At 47.7% G+C, this 4,137-nt stretch carries 4 protein-coding genes; 2 read left to right on the top strand and 2 right to left on the bottom strand.

The features are described 5' to 3' along the window. Positions 1 to 256 precede the first annotated feature (256 nt). Positions 257 to 1,348 carry a tRNA epoxyqueuosine(34) reductase QueG gene (gene queG / locus A3751_RS13125; RefSeq protein WP_068456763.1) on the top strand — a complete coding sequence of 364 codons (1,092 nt, stop codon included), beginning with the start codon at positions 257 to 259 and terminating at the stop codon, positions 1,346 to 1,348. Here queG and A3751_RS13120 read toward each other — a convergent pair. After that, a complete protein-coding gene (locus A3751_RS13120; RefSeq protein ID WP_156492441.1) occupies positions 1,328 to 2,038 on the bottom strand; it encodes a hypothetical protein in 711 nt (236 codons plus the stop codon). The two genes, queG and A3751_RS13120, sit on opposite strands and share 21 nt — an antisense overlap. A gap of 61 nt (positions 2,039 to 2,099) precedes the next feature. On the opposite strand from A3751_RS13120, the gene A3751_RS13115 reads away from it, so the two are divergent. After that, positions 2,100 to 2,693 carry a glutathione S-transferase family protein gene (locus A3751_RS13115; RefSeq protein ID WP_068456759.1) on the top strand — a complete coding sequence of 198 codons (594 nt, stop codon included), beginning with the start codon at positions 2,100 to 2,102 and terminating at the stop codon, positions 2,691 to 2,693. A gap of 199 nt (positions 2,694 to 2,892) precedes the next feature. Here A3751_RS13115 and A3751_RS13110 read toward each other — a convergent pair whose 3' ends face one another. Beyond that, positions 2,893 to 3,783 carry an MBL fold metallo-hydrolase gene (locus tag A3751_RS13110; RefSeq protein ID WP_068456756.1) on the bottom strand — a complete coding sequence of 297 codons (891 nt, stop codon included), beginning with the start codon at positions 3,781 to 3,783 and terminating at the stop codon, positions 2,893 to 2,895. Positions 3,784 to 4,137: the final 354 nt, after the last annotated feature.

Below are 4,137 nucleotides of genomic sequence, written 5' to 3'. Positions count from 1 at the left end.
CACCCTGAAGATAGATGACAATCAACGGCAGCGCCTGCGCCGAAAGTGCTTTTGCCAATCTCGCCCCAAATTCCGCGGTGGCGTGTTCGTTTACCAAGGATATTTGCATGTCAAAACAGGCCCGGCGACACATTAATTGCTTCAGTTTGCTAAACTAACGCAAGTTTGTAGAAAACAAATCTAGAAACAGCCTTAACTTAAGCAAGTACTTATTTGTTAAGCTTAGCAAAGCACCCCGGATTCTTCACTTAACATCATGTCACGATCAACAAATAACCTTGCACCTGTTTCACCCGCTCTGTGGAGCGCTATTCAAAACCGAGCAAAAGAGCTTGGCTTCCAACAGTTAGGCGTTACCTCAACCGATTTGGGCCAACATGTTGAGCGCTATAAACAATGGCTTCAAAAAGGTTATCACGCCGATCTTGACTACATGCACACCCATGGCAGCAAGCGCTGGACACCCGATGAATTGATTGAAGGCACGCTTCGAGTCATCTCGGTGCGCATGGACTATTTACCTGAAGAAATGGAAAGCGCAAATCGACAGCTTGCCGACCCTGAAGCGGCGTATGTTAGTCGATACACACTGGGCCGCGACTACCACAAGCTCATACGAAACCGACTCAAGCACCTGATTGGTTTTATCCGAGAGCAAAGCGAAGCTGAATTAGATTTCCGCGCCTTTGTTGACAGCGCGCCCGTCCTCGAACGCGCAATCGCGCAACAGGCGGGCCTCGGCTGGTTCGGCAAGAATACGATGATCATAAACCGCGAGGCCGGCTCGTGGTTTTTTTTGGGCGAGATATACACCAACCTGGAACTACCGTTAACAGGTTCCTATGAGCAAGAGCATTGCGGTCGCTGCACAGCGTGTCTTGATGTATGCCCAACCAATGCGTTCAACGGCCCCTATTCGCTGGACACCCGCAAGTGCATTTCTTACTTGACCATCGAAAACAAAAACGCAATTCCCTTAGAACTCCGAAAACCAATAGGTAATCGTATTTTTGGTTGCGACGATTGCCAACTTGTCTGCCCGTGGAATAAATTTGCAGAACACAGCTCCGAAGATGACTTTTCACCCAGAAACAAACTCGACGAAGCAAAACTCACCGAGCTTTTTTCTTGGACTGAGGAAGAGTTCTTAAAAAACACGGAAGGCTCAGCAATTCGACGCGCCGGCTATGAGGGTTGGCTTAGAAACATCGCCGTTGCATTGGGCAACGCACCAAGCAAGCCGGATGTTATTCAAGCACTTCAAACTCAAGCAGACGCAAGCTCAGCACTCGTGAGAGAGCATGTAGCCTGGGCGCTTGAGCAGCATTCACAAACGATCATCGATTAGCGCCTGCAGCTGGTTCGACAATTGCTCGCTGAGCAATGGCTCACCATGCGATGGCAATAATATACTAGGCGGATGCTCCGCAATAAATTTTGTACACCAGCTTTTGAACGCGGTTCTATCCGACATCAACAAGTATTTAATGACACGACTAAGCTTCAAGCCGGGCGCAGCACCCATTACTCTCTGAATAATGCGCGCAACGGGCTGGTTAGACATCCTCGGATAGTGCAAGAAGCTATCGCACGTCACCCATAACCAGCCATCCCCAGCCGGCATACAGAGCCACGCATCACCACCTCGATGCCCTGGCGGAATCGCCCAAAATGCCCGCCCATCCATATGAGGAATGCCGCGCTGAAGCTCAGAAATATCGAAAAGGCCTTTTTTGTTTAGACGCTTAATGGCTTTTTTTGAAGCAAAAAGCTGTGCATTCGGATAGCGAGATTTCCATGCTTCAACCCCCATGTAATGAAAACTATTGGGCATAACCAAGCGCAACCGTCGACCTTGATCAATATCATGCTCAGGATGCTTCTGGGCAAAACTCTCAAGCAGACTTTCTCCCGGGCTGATCACAGTCATCACCCCCTCCTTTCCTGCCACGCTGATCGTGTTAGAGGCAAAATTCGGAACGATATAACGCGCATATTCGACGCCAGAACAAGTTTCAATTGGATACCACTTAGCCATATATTTCCTTAAACCATCGGTCTTGCTACACTGCCGCTGCTGCGACAACGAAGGATCGAGCATGAAAATATACGGAGATCGTCAATCAGGCAACTGCTATAAATTAATTCTTGCAGGGAGCCTTCTAAATATTCGCTATCAATGGATAGAGATCGACATACTCAAGGGCGACACTCAAGAGCCAGACTTTCTAGCGAAAAATCCAAACGGAAAGATCCCCCTACTCGAACTTGAAAACGGAGACACCCTCAGCGAATCAAATGCAATCCTCAACTACCTCTGCGAAGGCAGCATGTACTACCCTGCAGATATTTGGATAAGAGCAAAAATTCATCAATGGCAGTTCTTTGAGCAATACAGTCACGAGCCCTATATCGCAGTAGCACGCTTTATTAACAAATATCTGGGGCTACCCGATGACCGAAAGCAAGACTACCTCGACAAACAAGAAGGCGGCAACAGAGCATTAGCCGTAATGGAAGAGCAGCTCAATCACACGGTTTTTCTAACTGGCGACTATCCGACAACAGCGGATATAAGCCTATTCGCATATACCCACGTTGCAGAAGAAGGCGGCTTTAACCTCAATAATTACCCGAGCGTCAAAGCGTGGATCAATAAAATGAAAGGCCTTCGTAACTTCGAAGCGATGTGATTACAGCTTTGAAAATAGATCGCTCTCAACCATCGATCGGATACTAGGATTCAGCATCCTACGACACGTTGCCAAACCTGAATTTATGAATGGATCGAGAAACATACACGACGCGCAGAGCAAAACACTCACGCCTCATTCAAAAGGCACAATATCAGAGAGCGCGAATAAAATGGATCTCCGCATCAAGCTCTAAACCTCAGCCAGAAGGAAAAAATACTGGGAATGCAGGCAGGGACTCAAGCACGCGCTCATCATGCGCAGGAACGATAACGATATCGGGCTGATCGACGCTTAATTGATGCACCTTTTCAACCACGCCTGCATTCTGTTCAAAATCCGCATCAACGCCGACGATTGTTTTCACTAGCCAAGGCCTTGAGCTGTTATTGGTCACACCCTCTAATACCCAGGTAGTATCTCCAATAAAGAAATAACGCGCACCACCTTCAAGGTTTAGGAACATCCCCAAATGTCCATGCGCATGTCCCGAGGTATCAACTAGCACAACACTTGAATCACCAAACACGTCCATACTCTGGGCAAATCCCTCATAAGCACCATCCTCTAAAGAAATAAAAGACCAATTAATGCTCGGATCATCGAATTGCGATGCGACGAAGCCAGGAGGCTCACCCTCTTGCGCCTCTTTAAAACTTACCTCTTGAACCCATACCGGAACCGGAGAAAAATCTTCCAAACCACTCACATGATCCCAGTGCATATGACTTGGAATCACCATATCGATCAAAGATAAGTCGAAACCAGCCTCACGCAATTGCTCAACGGCTGGTTTATGGTCAACCACTTTGAACAGCTGCTGATCAAACCAAGAGAATGAGGCCATTTGGTCTTCAAGCTGAGTGCCAAGACCTGTATCCCAAAGCAAAACGCCTTTTGGATGACGCACCAGAACAGCAGGATGCGCTAGCGTGCGCACTTCAAACACATCACCACCTTCGACGACCATCGCCTCGAGCGTTCCTGCAGAGTAACCTGTTGTTATAACACTAAACTGCGGAGCATCGACGCTTTTAAAATCAGAGGCGTTGCTGTCGGAGCGCTTCGTCTCCCCTTCGCTGGAGTGCACACTAACGCTATAAAAAATGAATATTAAGAGAAGGAATAAAATGCGCATCGGCTTGCCCTAGGACTTTGTTTGGTGACCAATACTGTCACTCAAACCAAGAAGACTAGCAAGACGTGTTATTGCAACGCTGTGTTGCACACGCGCCTTCAGCCACGCACTTCTTATTACCAGCTCCTCGACGTAAACCTTACAAAGCCCATTAAAGCACCATTACTTCTATGGAGGCTAACGCTCGCTCCATTCTGATAATTTCGCAGATAGTACCTCTACGTCTATTGGCTTACTGATATAGTCATCCATACCCGCATCAAGGCATTTTTCACGATCACCTTGCATGGCGTTTGCGGTCATAGC

It is taken from the genome of Oleiphilus sp. HI0080 (assembly GCF_001635135.1).
Note: the sequence above shows the minus strand (reverse complement) of the source record. Positions and strands in the feature narration are given on the sequence as shown.